Raw genomic sequence first — 15866 nt, forward strand, 5'->3', positions numbered from 1 at the left:
ACTTGCGAACCAGAGCGCTCCATGACCGCTGCCATTGAAATCTACACCCGCCCCGGCTGCGGTTACTGCACCGCGGCCAAATCCCTGCTGACGCGCAAGAATGCCGCGTTTACCGAACTCAGCGTATCCAACGACCCTTCCTATCGCGAACAGATGTACGATCGGGCCGGCGCCGGCTCGACGTTTCCGCAAATCTTCATCGGCGCAACCCATGTCGGTGGCTGCGACGAGCTTTACGCGCTGGATCGCGCGGGCAGGCTCGATGCGTTGCTGGCGGGAGAAAAGGCCTCGTCATGAGCGCTGCCACGACCTTCACCGCCGCGATGGTGCAGATGCGCACCTCCCTGCTGCCGGAGCCGAGCCTCGAGCAGGGCATGAAACTGATCCGCGAAGCGGCGGCGCAGGGCGCTGATTATGTGCAAACCCCCGAGGTGAGCAACATGATGCAGCTGAACCGCAAGGCGCTGTTCGAGCATCTGGCAGCTGAGGAAGACGACAAGTCGCTGAAGGCCTATCGGGCGCTGGCGGCGGAGCTGAAGATCCATCTGCATGTCGGCTCGCTCGCGCTGCGCTTCTCGCCGGAGCGCGCGGTCAACCGTTCGTTCCTGATCGGGCCTGACGGCAATCTGCTCGCCAGCTACGACAAGATCCATATGTTCGACATCGACCTGCCCGGCGGCGAGAGCTATCGCGAGTCAGCCAATTACCAGCCGGGCGAAACCGCCGTGATCTCGGACCTGCCGTGGGGCCGGATCGGGCTCACGATCTGCTACGATCTGCGCTTTCCGGCGCTCTACCGCGCGCTCGCCGAAAGCGGCGCGTCGTTCCTCACCGTGCCGTCCGCCTTCACCCGCAAGACCGGCGAAGCGCATTGGCACATCCTGCTGCGCGCCCGCGCCATCGAAACCGGTTGCTTCGTGTTCGCCGCCGCGCAATGCGGCCTGCATGAGAACAAGCGCGAGACCTATGGGCATTCGCTGATCGTCGCGCCCTGGGGCGAGATCCTCGCCGAGGGCGGCGTCGAACCCGGCGTGTTCCTCGCCGAGATCGACACTTCCAAAGTCGAGACCGCACGCAAAACCGTGCCGTCGCTGCAGCACGGACGTCGCTTTGGCATCGCCGATCCCAAGGCCGGCCCTGAACATCTGCATCTGGTCCGGGGCTCGGCATGATCCGCTACAGCCTGCGCTGCCAACGGGGCCATGCTTTCGAAAGCTGGTTTCAGAGCTCGTCGGCCTATGAGAGCCAGGAGAAGCGCAAGCTGGTGAGCTGTCCGTCGTGCGGCTCGGTCAAGGTCGAGCGCGCCATCATGGCTCCGCAGATCGTCAGCAAAAAGGGCCGCGAGGACGCGCGCGCCGTACCGCCTGCAGAAGTCGCAAGCACCGAAGGCGCGGCAACCGAGGCCACGCCGCTGTTGATGGCGCAGGAACTCGAGCTGCGCGCCAAGATCAAGGAATTGCGCGATCACATCGTAAAGAACGCCGATAATGTCGGCGAGCGCTTCCCTAACGAAGCGCGCAAGATGCATTACGGCGATATCGAGCACCGCCCGATCTATGGCGAGGCGTCGCCCGACGAAGCCCGCGCCCTGATCGACGAAGGCGTCGAGGTCTCGCCGCTGCCGGTGCTGCCGGACGACAGAAACTGATCTCGTCCCCGACATGAGCCGACAGGCGATCCTCTCCTCGCTGATCCATCTGGATGCGCCACTGGCCGACTTGAAGCTGGCACTTGCTTCAATCTCCTGGGATGCTGAACCAACCATCACACTGGCACGGCAGGACATCGCTACCGTTCTGCAGTGATTCGTCCGTGGCGAGATTGACGCTGCCGTCGTCGAAGAGTGGGCGAACCTTGTGGAATGCCGCGAGGATATTCAGTCTGAAGCCGGCCACGAGGAAACAATAGCGGCCGCAATCACGATCTTGCAAACCCTGAGCTTCGTGGCCGATTGGCAACCATCGCGCCTGACGTGCTGTCCAGGCTTGCGTGAGCAATGACGGCAGCTACGCCGCCACCAGCAGCGCCACCCCTGCCACGATCAGCACGATCCCCGCCAATTCCCGCGCCGATAGCGGTTGCTTGAACGAATAATACGCCACAGCCTGCGCGAACAGCACCTCGACCAGCGCCAGCGTACGCACATTGGCGGCTGCCGTCAGCGCGAACGCCAAAAACCAGAATTGCGAGGCGAACGCGCCCATGAAGCCCGCCAGCATCGAGGGCTTCCACAGACCCAGGATTTTCTTGAGCACGTCGGGCGCGCGGATCAGCAGATAGATCGACAGCACCAGCGTCTGCACGAACAGGCCGAACACCAGCGTGTAGGACGCGGCCGTCACGAAGGAAACGCCGGGCACCACGATGACAGCGCCGCGAAAGCCGACCGCCGATAACGCGAATGCCGCGGCGGCACCAAGGCCCAGCAGCGTCGGCTTCAGGTCGGCAAAACCCTTACCGCCAGCCGGCCGCAGCGCCGCGATGACGACACCGGCGGTCGCAATCAGGATCGCGACCACTTTCAGCACCGTCAGATGATCGGCCAGAAAGATGAAGCCGAAGATCGCGGTCTGGATCGCCTCGGTTTTCAGGTACGCCGTCGTCACCACGAACGAGCGGTCGTTCATCGCCAGCAGCATCATGCCGGTGCCGACGATCTGGCTCAGCGCACCCAGCAAAAGCCAGGGCCAGAACGCCGCCGTCGGCCACGGGATATGGTCGCCGGTGACTGTCACGACAACCGCAAAGAAGATGATCGAGAACGGGAAGCCGAACAGGAAACGGATATTGGTCGCGCCCCAGGTCCCGAGCGGCCCCGTCAACGACCGCTGCATCGCATTGCGCGCGACCTGGCCGAGCGCAGCAATGATGGTGAAGGGAATCCAGAGCGAGGCGACCGTGAACATGGGGATACCGTCGGAGGGGTACCGCACCGTGCCGGGCGCAGCGCACGCGGTCAACCGGAACGGCGCATGACAGGATTGCGATCTGCTCCCTCTCCCCGTTCTTACGGGGTCGAGACGAGCAAAGCTCGCTCTTAGAGGGTTGGGGTGAGGGGCTCTCACCGCGAGCACGATGTATCGCTAGACCTGTACCCCCTCACCCGGCGCTACGCGCCGACCTCTCCCCGCAAGCGGGGCGAGGTAAAATTACATCTCCTCCGCGACCACCATGTAGTTCACGTCCATGTCGGACGAGATGCTCCATTTGTCGGCGAGCGGGTTGTAGACCACGCCGGCCTGTTCGGTGATGGCAAGCCGGTTGTTGGCCAGATGCTGGGCGAGTTCGTCGGGGGTGACGAATTTGTTCCACTCATGGGTGCCGCGCGGCAGCCAGCGCAGCACATATTCGGCACCGACGATCGCCAGCGCAAAGCTCTTCCAGTTGCGGTTCAACGTCGAGAGCACCATCATCCCGCCCGGCTTGAGCATCGCCGCGCAGCGGTTGAGGAAGACGCCGACGTCAGTGACGTGCTCGACCACTTCCATCGCCAGCACGATGTCGAAGCGCTCGCGCACGTCCATCTCCTCGGCCGTGGTGCAGCGGTAATCGATCGACAGATGGCCCTTGTCGGCATGCAGCTTGGCGGCCGCGATATTGGTGGCGGAGGGATCGATCCCGATCACCTGCGCGCCCAGCCGCGTGAACGGCTCGCAGAGCAGGCCGGCGCCGCAGCCGATATCGAGGATGCGCAGGCCACCAAGGCAATTCAGGCTTTTGACGTTGCGCTCGAACTTGCGGCAGGCGGCGTCGCGGATATAGGTCAGCCGCAGCGGATTGATCTTGTGCAGCGGGGCCATCTTGCCCTTGGGGTCCCACCACTCGTCCGACAGCTTTGAGAATTTTGCGACTTCGGCAGGATCGACCGTGCTGCCCGATGCGCCGGCGTGATTTGTTTGCATGGCCATGATTTACGCACCGGCCGGTCGTGCCGTGATGGCATTGCGAAATGCCAACGGCGAAGCAATGGTGTCGAGGGTCTTGCCACCCTCGCCGACCCCAAGCACCGTCACGTCGCCGTAGTTGAGGATGCGGCCGAGGATGCTCTGGTTGACGTCGACGCTCTCGACCTTGTCCACGCTCATCTCGAACGTTTGCCGCTTAACAAAACCGGTCTTGTGGATGACACGGAAATTCGTGACGTCGGTTTCGGTGGTCCAGCGATGGAACCAGGCGGTAGCCGTCTTGTACAACGCGCCAATGGCCACGATCGCCGACAGCGACCAGAGGACCAAAACCATGGGCCCCGCCGGGATCATTCCCGAGCCCACGAAGAGCGCCAGTGCCGCGGCCCAGAGCACGATCGCCGGCAGAAAGAAGATCCAGTGTGCATTGGTGGAATACAGCACCTTCTCGCCGGGCTGCAGGATATCGTCGATATAACGCCCCATACACCTAACCTTGCACCTGACCTAAATTGCGCCCGACCTGAATTAACCCGCTACCACAGCATTTTGCGCCATTTTAGACCGAAAATGCACCCGGATGCTTGCCCCGGGACGCGCCGCTATGTATACGCCGCTTTCGGCCCGGGCGCTCCATTTTCGTGCGGGCCACCATACTTATCCTCACAGGGAATGCACGCGTCGTCATGGGCCGCCTCGTGATGAAATTCGGCGGTACATCCGTCGCCAATATCGACCGAATCCGCAACGTCGCGCGTCACGTGAAGCGCGAAGTCGATGCGGGGCACGACGTCGCCGTGGTGGTGTCGGCGATGTCCGGCAAGACCAACGAGCTGGTGGACTGGTGCCGCGACGCCTCGCCGATGCACGACGCCCGCGAATATGACGCGGTGGTGGCCTCCGGCGAACAGGTCACGTCCGGACTGCTGGCGATCGCGCTGCAGGCGATCGGCATTCAGGCCCGCTCCTGGCAGGGCTGGCAAATCCCGATCCGGACCTCGGACGCGCACGCCTCGGCGCGGATCCTCGAAATCGACGGCAGCGAGATCATCAACCGTTTCAAGGACCGCAAGGAAGTCGCCGTCATCGCCGGCTTCCAGGGCATCAATCCGCAGACGGGCCGAATCACCACGCTGGGGCGCGGCGGTTCGGACACCTCGGCGGTAGCGATCGCGGCCGCCATCCGTGCCGACCGCTGCGACATCTACACCGACGTCGACGGCGTCTATACCACCGACCCGCGCGTGGTTCCCAAGGCGCGGCGGCTCGACAAGATCGCCTTCGAGGACATGCTGGAACTGGCCTCCCAGGGCGCCAAGGTTCTGCAGGTGCGCTCGGTGGAACTCGGCATGGTGCATAGTATGCCGGTTTTCGTCCGTTCCAGCTTCGACAAGCCCGAGGATATCGACCCGCACGCCACGCCGCCGGGCACGCTGATCTGCAGCGAGGAGGAAATCATGGAAAACCACGTCGTCACCGGCATCGCCTTCTCCAAGGACGAAGCCCAGATTTCCGTGCGCCAGATCGAGGACAAGCCGGGCGTTGCCGCCGCGATCTTCGGACCGCTCGCGGACGCCAACATCAATGTCGACATGATCGTGCAGAACGTCTCCGAGGACGGCAAGACCACCGACCTGACCTTCACGGTGCCGGCCTCCGACTATACCCGCGCCAGGGACACCATCGCCTCGGCCAAGGACAAGATCGGCTATAAGCGGCTGGACAGTGCCACTGACGTCGCCAAGGTTTCGGTGATCGGCAGCGGCATGCGCAGCCATGCCGGCGTCGCCGCACAGGCGTTCACCGCACTTGCCGCGCGAAATATCAATATCCGCGCCATCACCACCTCCGAGATCAAGTTCTCGGTGCTGATCGACGCCGCCTATACCGAGCTTGCGGTGCGCACGCTGCACACGCTCTATGGGCTCGACCAGGCCTAGAGCATCGGTTCTGCTCTAGAATTACTTTCTCTTAGCGCCCGCAGCATTGGCCTTACACAGACGTTATTGCTACTGGCAGGCGTTTTGCTTGGCAAAGCAAGCCTCGATTGGCTATACGGCCTGACAGGTGAGCTGCCGCAAACTGTGCCACAGTTTGGCGATCCCGATTCGATGGTTTTGGGGCGGCTTGCGGCGGCGCCGAATGAATAAAATTGTTGCTATTGTTGAGTTTCACGCCAGCGCCCGGCCACCCGGCACGCTGGCCTCGCGGGGGAGGATTTTGACAGATGCGGAGCACGTCGGGAGGCCCCCGCGTCTTGTTGAGACGGCTCCGCGAAACCATGGCGGAGCAGGTCTCCGCCCAGGAGCGGCTGGACAAGATCGTGGTCCTGATCGCGGCCAACATGGTGGCCGAGGTGTGCTCGACCTACGTGCTGCGCGTCGATAACACGCTCGAACTCTACGCCACCGAGGGTCTGAACCGCGACGCCGTCCATAGAACGGTCTTGAGCGCGCATGAGGGCCTGGTCGGCCTGGTCGCCAGCGAGGCCACCCCGCTCAACCTCTCCGACGCGCAAACCCACCCGGCGTTCTCGTTCCGCCCGGAAACCGGCGAAGAAATCTATCATTCGTTCCTCGGCGTGCCGATCCTGCGCGCCGGCAACACGCTCGGCGTGCTGGTCGTGCAGAATCGCGCCAAGCGCACTTACGTCGAGGAAGAGGTCGAGGCGCTGCAGACCACCGCGATGGTGGTCGCCGAGATGATCGCCTCCGGCGAGCTGGCGGCGCTGGCGCAGCCCGGCGCGGAACCCGCGGCGCGGCATTCCCTGCACAAGGCCGGCGCGATCCTGTCCGACGGCATCGCGCTCGGCCACGTCGTGCTGCACGAGCCGCGCGTCGTCATCACCAATTACATTGCCGAAGACCTGCCGAAGGAAATCAAGAAGCTGGACGCGGCGCTGACCAAGCTGCGCGCCGATCTCGACCGCATGCTGGAGCGCGGCGACGTCGCCGAGGGCGGCGAGCACCGCGAGGTGCTGGAAGCCTACCGCATGTTCGCCAACGACCATGGCTGGTCGCACAAGCTGCACGAGGCGGTCGCCACCGGCCTCACGGCGGAAGCCGCCGTCGAGCGCGTGCAGTCCGACACCCGCGCGCGCATGCTGCGTTCGACCGATCCCTATTTGCGCGACCGCCTGCACGACCTCGAAGATCTCGGCCACCGCCTGATGCGGCAATTGGTCGGCCAGGACCACGCGCCGTCACGCGAACAGCTGCCCGACAATGCGATCCTGATCGCGCGCGCGATGGGCCCGGCCGCCCTGCTCGACTATGACCGCAAGCGCCTGCGCGGCCTGGTGCTGGAGGAAGGCACCGCCAATTCCCACGTCTCGATCGTGGCGCGCGCGCTCGGCATTCCCGCGGTCGGCGAAATCCCGAACGCGCCGGGGCTCGCCGATCCCGGCGACGCCATCATCGTCGATGGCACCTCGGGCTCGATCTATGTGCGCCCTTCGGCCGAGATCGAATCGGCCTATGCCGAGCGGGTCCGGTTCCGCGCGCGGCGGCAGGCGCAATATTCGGCGCTGCGCGACAAGCCCTGCGTGACCAAAGACGGCCAGAAGATCGAGCTGATGATCAATGCCGGCCTCGTCATCGACCTGCCGCATATCGACGACACCGGCAGCGCCGGCATCGGGCTGTTCCGCACCGAACTGCAATTCATGGTCGGCCAGAGCCTGCCGCGCACCTCTGACCAGCTCGCGCTGTATCGCACGGTGCTGGACGCCGCGGGATCGAAACCGGTCACGTTCCGCACGCTCGACATCGGCGGCGACAAGGCGCTGCCCTACATGGAGACCGTGATCGAGGAAAATCCCGCGCTCGGCTGGCGCGCGATCCGGCTCGGGCTCGACCGGCCCGGCCTGTTGCGCGGCCAGATTCGCGCACTATTGCGCGCCGGCGGCGGCCGCGCGCTGAAGATCATGTTCCCGATGATTTCGGAAGTCGCCGAGTTCGATCAGGCCAAAGCCATCGTCGAGCGCGAGCTGACCTATCTGCGTCAGCACGGCCACGCGCTGCCGGAACGCATCGACGTCGGCACCATGGTCGAAGTGCCGGCGCTGCTTTACCAGATGGACGAACTCCTGAAGAAGGTCGATTTCATCTCGATCGGATCGAACGACCTGTTCCAGTTCATGTTCGCGGTCGACCGCGGCAATGCCAAGGTCTCCGAACGGTTCGACACCATGTCGGCGCCGATCTTGAGGGCCTTGCGCGACATCGTGCGCAAGGCCGATGCGGCAAAGAAAAGCGCCTCGCTGTGCGGCGAGATGGCGTCAAAACCGCTCGGCGCGCTGGCGCTGATCGCGCTTGGTTACCGCTCGCTGTCGCTGTCGGCGACCGCGCATGGCCCGGTGAAAGCGCTGATCCTCGATCTCGATGCCAGGAAGGCCGAGGCCGTCATGATGCCGCTACTCGAAGCGCCGTCCGGCAGCGTCTCGATCCGGCAGAAGCTGACGGAATTCGCGGAAGCCGAAGGGTTGTCGTTGTAGCGAGGCTCTGCCCCGGCAACACCCCCTTCCCTTTGCGCCATTGAGAACTCCGACATGTTACCCGAAGCCAAACTCGATATCCTGCTCGCCCATCACGCTTCGCTCGAGGCGGAGCTGCTCGGTCAATTGAGCTCAGAGAAATACGTCCAGATCACGCGCGAGCTCGCCGAGCTCAATCCACTGATCGATGCCGTCAAGGCCTATCGCGCGGCGCGCGCCGAGATAACAGACACCGAGACGTTGCTGGCGGATTCCGCGGCCGATCCTGACATGCGCGGCATGGCGGAAGCCGAGCTCGAGACGCTGCAGACGCGCGTTGGCGAACTCGAGCAGAAGATCCGCGTCGCACTGTTACCGAAAGACGCGATGGACGACCGCAACGTGATGCTGGAAATCCGCGCCGGCACCGGCGGCGACGAGGCCTCGCTGTTCGCCGGCGACCTGTTCCGGATGTATGAGCGTTTTGCCGCGCTGCAGGGCTGGAAGGTCGAGGTGATCTCCGCCAGCGAGGGCACCATGGGCGGCTACAAGGAAATCATCGCCGAGGTGCAGGGCCGCGGCGCGTTCGCCAAACTGAAATTCGAATCCGGCGTGCATCGGGTGCAGCGGGTGCCCGACACCGAGACCCAGGGCCGCATCCACACCTCGGCGGCAACCGTTGCGGTGCTGCCCGAGGTCGAGGATGTCGACGTCGACATCAAGAACGACGATCTGCGGATCGAGACCATGCGCGCGCAGGGCGCCGGCGGCCAGCACGTCAACAAGACCGAATCGGCGATCCGCATCACCCATATCCCGACCGGCATCGTCGTGATGATGCAGGACAGCCGCTCGCAGCATAAGAACCGCGCCTCGGCGATGAACATCCTGCGCTCGCGCATCTACGACGCCGAGCAACAGCGCATCAATGCGACCCGCGCGGCCGACCGCCGCGAGAAGGTCGGCTCCGGCGACAGAAGCGAGCGCATCCGCACCTATAATTTCCCGCAAGGCCGCGTCACCGATCACCGCATCAATCTGACGCTCTACAAACTGCCGCAGGTGATCGCGGGCGAAAGCTTGAGCGAATTGACCGACGCGCTGACGACCGAGCACCAGGCCGCTCAACTCGCCGCCCAGGGCACGGCGGCGTGAGCGCCGACGACGCTTTCGCCGGACAAACCGTCGAGACGGCGCGGCGCACGCTCGCCGCGCGCTTCAAAACCGGCGCGATCGACTCCAGCGAAATCGATGCGCGTTTGCTGATTGGCGCGGTGCTTGGCCTCGATCTCACTGGTTTGATCACGGCCGCACAGCGGCAGCTCACGGCAGATGAAGCAACGCGGCTGGACCATTTCGCGCAGCGTCGGCTGCAAAGCGAGCCGGTCGCGCGCATTGTCGGTCACAAGGAGTTCTGGGGCCTGCCGCTCAAACTCTCGGCAGCGACGCTGGTGCCGCGGCCCGATACCGAGACGGTGGTCGAGCTGGCGCTGGAATTGCTGCGTGCCGACGGCGCGCCAGGTCGCACATTGCGCATCGCCGATCTCGGCACCGGCTCGGGCGCGATTCTGCTAGCGCTGTTGTCGGAATTGCCAGGCGCGCACGGGTTCGGCACCGATATTTCGGTGGCGGCCTTGCAGACCGCCGAGACCAACGCCGCGGATGCGGGCCTTGCCGATCGCGCAACGTTCGTCGCGTGCGATTACGCCACCGGGTTGTCCGCACCCTTCGACCTGATCGTGTCCAACCCGCCCTATATCCGCTCGGCTGATATCGCGGGTCTGGCCGCCGATGTCAGGGAATATGACCCGCGGGCGGCGCTCGATGGCGGCGCCGACGGGCTGGATGCCTACCGCGCGCTGATCCCGCAGGCCGCACTTCTCCTGGCGCCGGGCGCGGCCCTGGTTGTGGAGGCCGGGGAGGGCCAAAGTGGGCAAATCCAGGCCTTGATGGCGGCTGCGGGGCTAATCCCAGCAGGCGCCCCCAAAGCCGATCTGGCGGGCATTCCGCGGGCGGTCGCGGGCGGCAAAATGCCCCGATAAGGCCCTATTGGAACGCAAAAAAACCGCTTGGAATATTGCCCGGGAGCGACTACGTTCCGCTCACAACATCGGTCCAGGGTTGCCGCCCCCGTAATAACGGGTGGAGGCCTGAGTTCTCGAAACGAGAGCCCGCCGAGTGAAAGGTTCCAAAACGCAGGTCCAATCGAGCGCAATAGCCTGAGCTGTGCTGCTCTCGACCGCAAAGCGAACGAAAGCCTGATATTGCGCTTGAATACCTACGCAAGAAACAGTCACGCAAAACAGTTACGTAGAGCCTGTGCTCCAGCGGCTGTTGAGCTTGTTTCGGCCGGGCGTGTTTCTGTTGGGCTGGTTTTGGCAGGCTAAGTAATTTGGTCCGGCCGGCTGTGAACGCCGGCGGTTGGGGAACGCGTCCTTGTTGAACGCGAGGGTTGGCGAAATCGACGTCATGAATTTGAACGACACCGTGAATCGGTGCGCACAGTCGTGTGCCCTATCCGGTGAGGCTACGACGGCAACGGCATAACTTCAGGGCTGGAATAAAGGCGAGACATGAGAAACGGTCAGAACAACAAGCGGATGCGTAACCGGAATAACAACAATAATAACAACAACAACAATAATAACCGGCGCGGTCAAAACCCGATGACCCGGGTGTTCGAATCGAACGGACCCGACATCAAGATTCGCGGCACCGCCTCCCACGTTGCGGAGAAATACGTCCAGTTGGCGCGTGACGCACGCTCATCCGGCGACCCGGTTGCGGCCGAGAATTACTACCAGCACGCCGAACATTATTTCCGCCTGATCGCTGCCGCCCAGGAGCAATTCCGGCAGAACCAGCCGCAGCCGCGCACCGAAAACGAAATGCCGGCCGAGGAGCACGACGAAGAAGGCGAGAACTTCAATCATTTCGGCCAGGAGCCGGGCTTCGTGCCGCAGCAGCAACAGCCGTTCGTGCCACGCGAGAACAATCAGCAGCGCGATTTCCAGCCGCGTGAGGGGCAACCCTTCCCGCGCGACCGCGACCAGCAGCCGCGCGAGCATCATCGCGAACAACGCGAACATCGTCCGCAGCCGCAATATCAGCCGCAGCCCCAGCCGCAGCCGGTGATTGCCGATACCGGCGGTGTCGACCGCCTGCCGTCTTTCATCACCGGGCCGCAGCCGCAGGTGAACGCCGCACCCGGCGCCTTCGAAGGCAATGGCGGCGGTGAACGTTTCCCGCGCCGGCGCCGCCGGCCGCACGGCCCGCGTCCCGACAACGCAGCCGCCGCGCCGGTCCCGAGCGAAGATTTCAATCCGGGGAATGAGTAGTTAGCGTAAGCGCCAGCTGCGCACAGGCAGTTTTCAAAGGGTGGGCATCGCGCAAGCGTGCCCGCCCTTTTTCATGCCCGCGTCGCCGTCGTCGACGATGGCACCAGCACCGGCTGCAGCGAAGGAATCAGCCGCGTGCGTTCGCGATGCGCGGGAATCGCGCGATAGACCTGCTTGGTCGCCTCCACGATGTGCACGCCGGCGAACGGCAGCGACAGCGCCGCGCCGACGCGCTCCCACGCCATCGCCGAACGCAGGAACCAGCCTTTGCCGACCGGCGGCAGGAACAGCGCCTCGCCCCACGCCGTCGGCGTGAACCAGGTCTGCCGCAGCAATTGCGTGATCTGCGCGCGCGAATAGGGTCGGCCATGGCCGAACGGCGTGTTGTCGGTGCGGGTCCACACGCCGCGGCGATTGGGAATCACCGCGATCAGGCGCCCCGACGGCGCCAGCACACGCCACACCTCGCGCAGCAAACGTTCCGGATCGTCCGACATTTCCAGCGCATGCACCAGCAGGATGCGATCGACGGCGGCGTCCGGCAACGGCATCGAGAATTCATCGATCAGGGTCGCCAGCGCCGGCCGCGCCGTCGGCCATTTCAGCACGCCCTGCGCCGCCGGCATGAACGCGATGCAGCGTTCGGAATCTTCGCGAAACAGCCCGAGATAGGGCGTGGGATAACCTAGCCCGAGCACGCGAAGCCCATCCGCATCGGGCCATCGCGCCCGGATGCCGCGATTGATCAGCTGCCGCGCCACGATGCCGAGGCGGCGCGAATAGAAATCGCGGAGATCGATGACGTCGATGGTCATGGGTTCAATCTATCACGCCGCTATTCCCCGCGGGGCCTGGAAATTTGCATTGCCGCAGGAGCGTTAACGCCATATTTCCTGCCCATATGTGGCGTGTTAGAGCTTGATCGGGAAAGGCGCGCCCCGCACTTCAATGGCGGGGTGGGCCCCGGTTTTCCGAAGAAATCATGCTCAGGCAAGAAATCACTCATACTGTTCGTGGAGATACCATGGCTTCGGAAATTCGCACCTTTACCTGCCTCAACGACAATTTCGGCTATCTGATCCACGATGGCGCGACCAAAGCGACCGCCTCGATCGACGCGCCGGAAGCCGGCCCCATCCTCAAGGCGCTGGAGCGCGAAGGCTGGACGCTGACGGATATTCTGATCACCCATCACCACCACGACCATGTCGGCGGCGTCGCCGAGCTGAAGCAGAAGTACAATTGCCGCGTCGTCGCCCCGCACGACAAATCCGCTGGTATCGCCAATGTCGATCTGCGCGCCGCCCATGGCGACGTCATCAAGGTCGGCAGCCTCCTGGTGCGTGTGCTGGAAACGCCCGGCCACACGCTCGACCACATCTCCTATGTGTTCGACAGCGAGAAAGCGCTGTTCGCCGCCGACACGCTGTTCTCGATCGGATGCGGCCGGGTGTTCGAAGGCGACTATCCCATGATGTGGGATTCGCTGCTGAAGCTGCGCGCGCTGCCGGATGATTTCAAACTCTATTGCGGCCACGAATATACCGCCTCCAACGTCAAATTCGCGCTCACGGTCGAGCCCGACAATCCCGCATTGGTCGCGCGTGCCGCGGAAGTGTCCAGACTGCGCGCCGAGAACAAGCCGACGATTCCAACCCTGCTCGGCGAGGAAAAGAAGGCCAACGTGTTCCTGCGCGCCGACGAGCCGTCGGTCGCCGCCAAGCTGCACATGAAGGGCGCCAACGCCGCCGACGTGTTCGGCGAATTGCGTGAACGCAAGAACAAGTCCTGATGACGCTTCCGGCAAGTACTGCCGAGACAAGTGCCGCCGAGATCATCGCGCGGCTCGAGCTGAAGCCGCATCCGGAAGGCGGGCATTATCGCGAGACGTTTCGCGATTCCCGCACCGATGCGAACGGCCGTTCGCGATCCACCGCGATCTATTTCCTGCTGGCGCGCGGCGAGCGCTCGCACTGGCATCGCATTGATGCCGTCGAGGTCTGGCATTACTACGCCGGCAGCGCGCTGACGTTGAAAATCGCCGACGATGACGGGCAATGGAGTTTCAGGCTCGGCCCGAACCTCGCCGCCGGCGAGCAGCCGCAGGCGATCGTGCCGCCCGACACCTGGCAAGCCGCCGAGAGCACCGGCGACTGGACATTGGTCGGCTGCACGGTTGCGCCGGGATTCGATTTTGCAACGTTCGAGATGGCGCCGAAGGATTGGGAGCCTTCTTCGTAGGATGGGTGGAGCGAAGCGATACCCATCAGTTGCGTCCGTGCGGTGAGATGATGGGTATCGCTGCGCTCCACCCATCCTACGGTCTTTTTCTCCACACCATATCCTTTGCCGCGATCAGGCCGCCGCCGGCGATCAGGATCGCGGCAATCGCAATCGTGGCGCTCGCCGTGGCAAAGCCTGCGAGGATCAAAAACGCGGTCGAGAGCAGCGGCGTCGCATAGGATGCCGCGCCGAGCACGCGGATGTCGCCACGCTTCATGCCGATGTCCCAGGTAAAGAACGCAGCGCCGACCGGACCGACGCCGAGTGCGATAATGGCAAGCCATTGCCCTGACGTTTCAGGCCAGACCGTGGTCTCGACCATGCCGTGGACGAGAGCCGCGAGCAGTGCGGTGGCGAGGCAAAAGCCGGCCACCGCGTCGGTCGGCACCGCCTTGAGCTTGCGCGACATCACCGAATAGGCCGCCCACACAAAGGCGGCGACGAAGGCCGCCGCCAGTCCCGGAATCTGCGCCGGCGCAAAGCCGCCGCCGCTATTGCCTGACAACAGCAACACCGTGCCGGCGAGACCGAGCAGCGCGCCGATGATGTGATGCGCCGCCAGCCGCTCGCCCGGCAGCAGAGAGGAGAACAGCACGATCAAAAGCGGCCAGAGATAGTTCAAGAGCCCGGCTTCGGCCGGCGGCGCAAAGCGCAGCGCCAGGAAATACAGCGCGTGATAGCCGAACAGCCCGCCGACGCCGACCACCCACGCGGTCGGCGATTGCCGTAACGCGGCGAAGGCCGCGGGCCGCCAGATGAAGCTGATGAAAGCGACCGCCGCCCCGATCGCGAACGTCATCGCCGCGAGCTGAAACGCCGGAATTTTCCCGGTCGCAACCGTCAGGACCGACAGCAGCGACCACATCAGGATCGCGGTCAGTCCGATAAGTGTGGCGGTACGGGGAGTCATCTTGGCCGGCAACGGTGCGAGATTTTTCCGTCATGGCCGGGCTTGTCCCGGCCATCCACGTCTTCTTGTTATGGAGTAGTAAAGACGTGGATGCCCGGCACAAGGCCGGGCATGACGCCTTCTTGATAGATTGTGGCTGCGAGGATCCGACGGGACCGCAGCAATCACACCATGTACTGCCCGCCGTTGATCGTCAGCGTCGAGCCGGTGATGGCGCCGGCTTCGTCGGCGGCGAGGAAGACCACCGCGCGGGCGATTTCTTCGGGCTCGCCGAGGCGATTGACCGGGATCAGCGGCAGGATGCTCTTCTCCAGCACGTCCTTCGGCACCGCCTGCACCATTTCGGTGTTGATGTAGCCGGGGCAGATCGCGTTCACGGTGATGCCGCCCTTGGCGTTCTCCAGCGCCAAGGCCTTGGTGAAGCCGATGTCGCCGGCCTTGGCCGCCGAGTAATTGACCTGGCCGAACTGTCCCTTCTGGCCGTTGATCGAGGAGATGTTGATGACGCGGCCGAACTTGCGGGCGCGCATGCCTTCGATCACCTGGCGGGTCATGTTGAACAGCGAGCCGAGATTGGTGTTGATGACCGCGTTCCACTGCTCGAGCGTCATCTTGTGGAAGGCGCCGTCCTTGGTGATGCCGGCATTGTTGATCAGCACGTCGACCGGGCCGAGATCGGCCTCGACCTGCTTGACGCCGGCCGCACACGCGTCGAACGAGCTGACGTCCCATTTGTAAACGGGAATGCCGGTCTCCGATTTGAATTTCTCCGCCGCGGCGTCATTCCCGGCATAGCTCGCCGCAACCTTGTAGCCCGCCGCCTTCAGCGATTTGCTGATCGCAGCACCAATGCCTCTCGTGCCCCCCGTAACCAATGCAACACGTGCCATGCGTAGTCCTCCTTGGTGGTCTTTTTACGAGCCGGAATTGTCCCGGTCTTTTGACGAAGCCTGCTC

The 15866-nt window shown here is 63.9% G+C and carries 17 protein-coding genes; 11 read left to right on the plus strand and 6 right to left on the minus strand.

Annotated features, from left to right (window positions below; genetic code table 11):
• Positions 1–21: 21 nt before the first annotated feature.
• Genes grxC through JQ600_RS19235 form a run of 4 tightly spaced genes read left to right on the plus strand, consistent with a single transcriptional unit; the run spans position 22 to position 1805 of the window.
• Positions 22–297, plus strand: a complete 276-nt coding sequence (grxC, locus tag JQ600_RS19220; protein WP_212269875.1) for a glutaredoxin 3 — start codon at positions 22–24, stop codon at positions 295–297.
• The gene (locus JQ600_RS19225) at positions 294–1172 is read left to right on the plus strand and encodes a carbon-nitrogen hydrolase family protein (protein WP_212386494.1); all 879 of its coding nucleotides are present in this window, start codon (positions 294–296) and stop codon (positions 1170–1172) included. Before grxC ends, JQ600_RS19225 begins: the two co-directional genes overlap by 4 nt.
• Positions 1169–1648, plus strand: a complete 480-nt coding sequence (locus JQ600_RS19230) for a DUF1178 family protein (RefSeq protein WP_212386493.1) — start codon at positions 1169–1171, stop codon at positions 1646–1648. The genes JQ600_RS19225 and JQ600_RS19230 overlap by 4 nt, the downstream gene beginning before the upstream one ends.
• A gap of 13 nt (positions 1649–1661) precedes the next feature.
• On the plus strand, positions 1662–1805 hold the full coding sequence (locus tag JQ600_RS19235; protein WP_212386492.1) for a hypothetical protein: 144 nt from the start codon (positions 1662–1664) through the stop codon (positions 1803–1805).
• Between the two features lie 201 nt (positions 1806–2006).
• On the opposite strand, the gene JQ600_RS19240 is transcribed toward JQ600_RS19235, so the two are convergent.
• From JQ600_RS19240 to JQ600_RS19250, 3 genes are all read right to left on the minus strand, one after another.
• Complete coding sequence (locus JQ600_RS19240; RefSeq protein WP_212269871.1) at positions 2007–2906, minus strand: EamA family transporter; 900 nt, start codon at positions 2904–2906, stop codon at positions 2007–2009.
• Positions 2907–3149: 243 nt separating this feature from the next.
• Complete coding sequence (ubiG, locus tag JQ600_RS19245) at positions 3150–3908, minus strand: bifunctional 2-polyprenyl-6-hydroxyphenol methylase/3-demethylubiquinol 3-O-methyltransferase UbiG (protein WP_192736458.1); 759 nt, start codon at positions 3906–3908, stop codon at positions 3150–3152.
• A gap of 3 nt (positions 3909–3911) precedes the next feature.
• Positions 3912–4391 (minus strand): PH domain-containing protein, encoded by a 480-nt coding sequence (locus tag JQ600_RS19250; RefSeq protein ID WP_212269870.1) that lies wholly within the window; start codon positions 4389–4391, stop codon positions 3912–3914.
• Between the two features lie 200 nt (positions 4392–4591).
• Here JQ600_RS19250 and JQ600_RS19255 point away from each other — a divergent pair, with 200 nt between their 5' ends.
• From JQ600_RS19255 to JQ600_RS19275, 5 genes are all read left to right on the plus strand, one after another.
• Entirely contained in the window at positions 4592–5845 is a 1254-nt protein-coding gene (locus tag JQ600_RS19255; RefSeq protein WP_212386491.1) for an aspartate kinase, read from the plus strand.
• A 287-nt stretch (positions 5846–6132) separates the two neighbouring features.
• Complete coding sequence (ptsP, locus tag JQ600_RS19260; RefSeq protein WP_212386490.1) at positions 6133–8400, plus strand: phosphoenolpyruvate--protein phosphotransferase; 2268 nt, start codon at positions 6133–6135, stop codon at positions 8398–8400.
• A gap of 54 nt (positions 8401–8454) precedes the next feature.
• The gene (gene prfA / locus JQ600_RS19265; protein ID WP_212269867.1) at positions 8455–9534 is read left to right on the plus strand and encodes a peptide chain release factor 1; all 1080 of its coding nucleotides are present in this window, start codon (positions 8455–8457) and stop codon (positions 9532–9534) included.
• Positions 9531–10421: a peptide chain release factor N(5)-glutamine methyltransferase gene (prmC, locus tag JQ600_RS19270; RefSeq protein ID WP_212386489.1), complete on the plus strand. Its 891-nt coding sequence runs from the start codon at positions 9531–9533 to the stop codon at positions 10419–10421. Before prfA ends, prmC begins: the two co-directional genes overlap by 4 nt.
• A gap of 531 nt (positions 10422–10952) precedes the next feature.
• Positions 10953–11717, plus strand: coding sequence for a DUF4167 domain-containing protein (locus JQ600_RS19275; RefSeq protein WP_212035821.1), 765 nt, complete (start codon positions 10953–10955; stop codon positions 11715–11717).
• Positions 11718–11788: 71 nt separating this feature from the next.
• On the opposite strand, the gene JQ600_RS19280 is transcribed toward JQ600_RS19275, so the two are convergent.
• Positions 11789–12532 carry a methyltransferase domain-containing protein gene (locus JQ600_RS19280; protein ID WP_212213815.1) on the minus strand — a complete coding sequence of 248 codons (744 nt, stop codon included), beginning with the start codon at positions 12530–12532 and terminating at the stop codon, positions 11789–11791.
• Positions 12533–12741: 209 nt separating this feature from the next.
• On the opposite strand from JQ600_RS19280, the gene gloB reads away from it, so the two are divergent.
• Positions 12742–13509 (plus strand): hydroxyacylglutathione hydrolase, encoded by a 768-nt coding sequence (gene gloB / locus JQ600_RS19285; RefSeq protein WP_212386488.1) that lies wholly within the window; start codon positions 12742–12744, stop codon positions 13507–13509.
• On the plus strand, positions 13509–13958 hold the full coding sequence (locus JQ600_RS19290; RefSeq protein ID WP_212386487.1) for a cupin domain-containing protein: 450 nt from the start codon (positions 13509–13511) through the stop codon (positions 13956–13958). The genes gloB and JQ600_RS19290 overlap by 1 nt, the downstream gene beginning before the upstream one ends.
• Before the next feature lie 76 nt (positions 13959–14034).
• Here JQ600_RS19290 and JQ600_RS19295 read toward each other — a convergent pair whose 3' ends face one another.
• Positions 14035–14910 (minus strand): DMT family transporter, encoded by an 876-nt coding sequence (locus JQ600_RS19295; RefSeq protein ID WP_212269863.1) that lies wholly within the window; start codon positions 14908–14910, stop codon positions 14035–14037.
• Positions 14911–15074: 164 nt separating this feature from the next.
• On the minus strand, positions 15075–15800 hold the full coding sequence (phbB, locus tag JQ600_RS19300; protein WP_192736448.1) for an acetoacetyl-CoA reductase: 726 nt from the start codon (positions 15798–15800) through the stop codon (positions 15075–15077).
• Positions 15801–15866: the final 66 nt, after the last annotated feature.

The sequence above is a fragment of the Bradyrhizobium sp. AUGA SZCCT0176 genome, from assembly GCF_018130145.1.
In the GTDB taxonomy this organism is placed as follows: Bacteria; Pseudomonadota; Alphaproteobacteria; order Rhizobiales; family Xanthobacteraceae; genus Bradyrhizobium.